The organism is Kitasatospora sp. NPDC093558 (genome assembly GCF_040683475.1).
Classification (GTDB): domain Bacteria; phylum Actinomycetota; class Actinomycetes; order Streptomycetales; family Streptomycetaceae; genus Kitasatospora.
In genome coordinates this window covers 1-3,776 of record NZ_JBFBDY010000601.1, presented here as the reverse complement: position 1 = coordinate 3,776, position 3,776 = coordinate 1, and the positions used below count along the sequence as shown (strand labels likewise).

Genomic DNA, 3,776 nt, shown 5'->3' with positions numbered 1-3,776 from the left:
GGCTCCGGATACGGCTCCTCCCCCACGGCGGCGAACCAGTCCGGCGGCCCGTAGTCGTCGTCCGGCGACGCCGGGCCGGCGCCACCCACCTCGTGCTGCGTCAACGGCTCAGGCCTTGGCGGCCGCCGCCGTCTTCTTCGCCGCGGCCGTCTTGGCGGCGGTCGCGGTGATCGGCTTGGCGGCGCCGTCGGCGGCAGCGGCGTCCGCCGCGCCCTCGGCGGGCTCCTCGGTCTTCGGGCCGATGCCGAGCTTGCCCTTGATCTTCCGCTCGATCTCGTCGGCGAGCTGCGGGTTGTCCCGCAGGAAGTTGCGGGCGTTCTCCTTGCCCTGGCCGAGCTGGTCGCCCTCGTAGGTGTACCAGGCGCCCGACTTGCGGATGAAGCCGTGCTCGACGCCCATGTCGATCAGGCCGCCCTCGCGGCTGATGCCGACGCCGTAGAGGATGTCGAACTCGGCCTGCTTGAACGGCGCGGCGACCTTGTTCTTGACGACCTTGACGCGGGTGCGGTTACCCACGGCCTCGGTGCCGTCCTTGAGGGTCTCGATCCGGCGGATGTCCAGGCGGACGGAGGCGTAGAACTTCAGCGCGCGGCCACCGGTCGTGGTCTCCGGCGAGCCGAACATGACGCCGATCTTCTCGCGGAGCTGGTTGATGAACACCGCGGTGGTGTTCGACTGGTTCAGCGCACCGGCGATCTTGCGCAGCGCCTGGCTCATCAGACGGGCCTGCAGACCGACGTGCGAGTCGCCCATCTCGCCCTCGATCTCGGCGCGCGGGACGAGCGCGGCGACCGAGTCGATGATCACCAGGTCGATCGCGCCGGAGCGGATCAGCATGTCGGTGATCTCCAGGGCCTGCTCGCCGGTGTCCGGCTGGCTGACCAGCAGGGCGTCGGTGTCCACGCCGAGCTTCTTGGCGTACTCGGGGTCGAGCGCGTGCTCCGCGTCGACGAACGCGACCGTGCCGCCGGCCCGCTGGGCGTTGGCCGCGAGGTGCAGCGTCAGGGTGGTCTTGCCGGAGGACTCGGGGCCGTAGATCTCGACGACCCTGCCCCGGGGGATGCCACCGACCCCGAGGGCGACGTCCAGGGCGGTGGACCCGGTGGAGATCACGTCGATCGGCTCGTTGGCCTTCTCGCCGAGGCGCATCACCGAGCCCTTGCCGAACTGCCGCTCGATCTGGGCGAGAGCGGTCTCTAGGGCCTTCTCGCGGTCCGTACCTGCCATGGCCTTTTCCTTCGGGTTCTGTGCTGTGCGCTTCATCGTCCTCGACGCTAGCGCGTCCCACTGACAAACGAGCCCCACCGGGCTCCGCCTGTGGAAAACTCCTCGCCGGAGAGTACAAAGAACATCTGTTCGATTCAAGCGTCGCACGTCCCGCCGGGCACATCCGGCCGGCCGGGGTCAGCCCACCTCGTCCGACCCGCCCCCGACCATCCGCCGCAGCCGCCGCGCCGCCTCCCGGCGCAGCTCCCGCCGGGCCCGCCGCTGCTCGCCGCGGTCGATCCGCGGGTCGGTCGCCACCTCGTAGCGCCGCACGTACGTCCCGACGAACCCCTGCAAGGTGGCCGCCGCCGGGATCGCGATCAGCGCGCCGACCGCGCCGAGCAGCGCCGCGCCCGCGATCACCGCCCCGAACGCCACCGCCGGGTGCACGTCCACCGTCCGCGCGGTGATCCTCGGGTGCAGCAGGTAGTTCTCGACCTGCTGGTACACCACCGTGAACACCAGCACCCACAGCGCGTCCACCGGCTCCACGGTGAGCGCCACCAGCACCGGCAGCGCGCCCGCGAGGTACGTCCCGATGGTCGGCACGAACTGCGACATGACGCCGACCCAGATCGCCAGCGCCGCCGCGTACGGCAGGTCCAGCAGCGCGAACATCACCCAGTGCCCGGCCGCCGACACGACCGCGAGCAGCGCGCGCGAGTACAGGTAGCCGCCGGTCTTGGCGAGCGCGATCTCCCAGGCCCGCAGCACCTCGCCCTGCTTGGCCGGCGGCAGCAGCGAGCAGACCGTCCGGCGGACCCGCGGGCCCTCGGCGGTGAAGTAGAAGGTGAACAGGCCGACCGTGAAGGCCTGGAAGAGCCCGCCGATCACGGTGGACGACAGGCCCCAGACGTTGTCGGCGGCCTGCTGGGCGTAGCCCTCGATCGTGCCGGAGTCCTTGAGCAGCTTCTTCTGCAGCTCACCCAGCGAGAGGTCCTGATGGAACGTCCGGTTGAACCAGTTGATCAGGTTGTCGACCAGGTGCGGCAGGTCCCCCGCGATCTTCGCGACCTGGTCCACCAGCAGCGTGCCGAGCGCCGCCAGGAACCCGAGGACGGCGACGGCGACCGCGACGAACACCAGGAACGTCCCGACGCCCCGGCGCACCCCACGCGCGGCCATCCGGTCGACGGCGGGCTCCAGCGCGAGCGACAGGAAGAAGGCCACCAGCAGCATCACGAAGAGGTCGATGAGCTGACGGAACGCCCAGTCGGCGAGCTGGAACAGTCCGAGCAGGACGAAGGCGAGCACCATCGCCCGCGGCAGCCAGCGCGGCATCCCGCCGCCCCAGAAACCACCGCCCCCGTCCGGCGCCTTCGCCGGCCTGTCCGAATTCTGCTGCTCTGCGTCGTTTGTCACCCGGACAGTCTGTCCCATCCGCCCGGCGGCGAAGGCCGGTACGGCCGGATCCGGCCGTCATCCGGGGGACGGCCGGGCCCGCTCAGCGGAGCAGCGCGGAGACCCCCTGGGTCTCGCAGACCACCCGCCAGACGTCCTTGGCCTCCCAGCCCGCGTCCAGCGCCTGCTGGACGGTCCGCCCCCCGAGCTCGCTCATGACGTGGTCGGAGGCGAACGACTCCGCGTACGTCTCCCCGAAGTGCTCGTACATCCGTCGCCAGAACTCCGTCAGCCTCATGCCGTCCAGTATCCCGGACCGGCCTCCGGAGCCCCCGGCCGCGCCGGTCCTGCCGGTCCCGTCAGCCCTGCCCGTCAGTCCCGCCCCTCAGCCCTGCCAGTCGGACCGCTCCAGCGCGTACTCGACCTCGCCGTGCTCGCTGCCGGGGATGGCCTCCGGATAGTCCTCGTGGAAGGTCCGGACGTACGAGAGGCCGCTCTTCTCCATCACCCGGCGGGAGCCCGCGTTGACCGCCATCGTGTAGGCGACCACCCGCTCCACGCCGAGTCCGGTGAAACCGCGGCGGATCAGCGCCCGCGCGCCCTCGGTCGCGTACCCGCGCCCCCAGGCGGCCCGGCGCAGCCGGTACCCGAGCTCGACCTCGGCGCGCTCGCCATCCTCCGTCGGCCGGAACTCGAACCAGCCGAGGAAGGCACCGCCCGTCCGCTCCTCCGCGGCCCACCAGCTCAGGTCCCCGTAGCGCTCGTAGTGCGCGAAATAAAGAGGTATCAGCTCGCCCTCGACGACCTCCCGCGGGGTCGGCCGCCCGCCGGAGAGGCAGCGCATCACCTCGGGATCGCCGTCCAGTTCGACCAGGTGGTCGACGTCGGCGGCGGTGAAGCGGCGCAGCACGAGACGCTCGGTGGTGAGGAATGCGGTCATCCCCCGATCCTCACCCGGCCCCGCGCGCCCGTCACCCGAATTTCCCGTCCGCTTCCCGCCTCCGCTTTCCACGCCCGCTTTCCACGCCCGCTCCGGCCACCGGGTCCGGCTACCGCGGCAGCGCCAGCATCCCCGCGCCGAAGTACTGCCGGTCCCCGCACGCGTACGGCCCCGGCGGGCAGGCGTCCGCGGCGGTCGTGGCCAGCAGGGCGGCGAGCCGGGCCGCGTC

General features: G+C 71.7%; 4 protein-coding genes. All 4 read right to left on the bottom strand.

Annotated features, from left to right (window positions below; genetic code table 11):
- Positions 1–108: 108 nt before the first annotated feature.
- Entirely contained in the window at positions 109–1,227 is a 1,119-nt protein-coding gene (gene recA / locus AB0O00_RS32285; RefSeq protein ID WP_363657838.1) for a recombinase RecA, read from the bottom strand.
- 177 nt (positions 1,228–1,404) lie between these two features.
- Complete coding sequence (locus tag AB0O00_RS32280; protein WP_363657836.1) at positions 1,405–2,628, bottom strand: AI-2E family transporter; 1,224 nt, start codon at positions 2,626–2,628, stop codon at positions 1,405–1,407.
- Positions 2,629–2,710: 82 nt separating this feature from the next.
- Positions 2,711–2,905 carry a DUF3046 domain-containing protein gene (locus tag AB0O00_RS32275; RefSeq protein ID WP_363657834.1) on the bottom strand — a complete coding sequence of 65 codons (195 nt, stop codon included), beginning with the start codon at positions 2,903–2,905 and terminating at the stop codon, positions 2,711–2,713.
- An 87-nt stretch (positions 2,906–2,992) separates the two neighbouring features.
- Positions 2,993–3,547 (bottom strand): GNAT family N-acetyltransferase, encoded by a 555-nt coding sequence (locus AB0O00_RS32270; RefSeq protein ID WP_363657832.1) that lies wholly within the window; start codon positions 3,545–3,547, stop codon positions 2,993–2,995.
- Between the last annotated feature and the right edge of the window lie 229 nt (positions 3,548–3,776).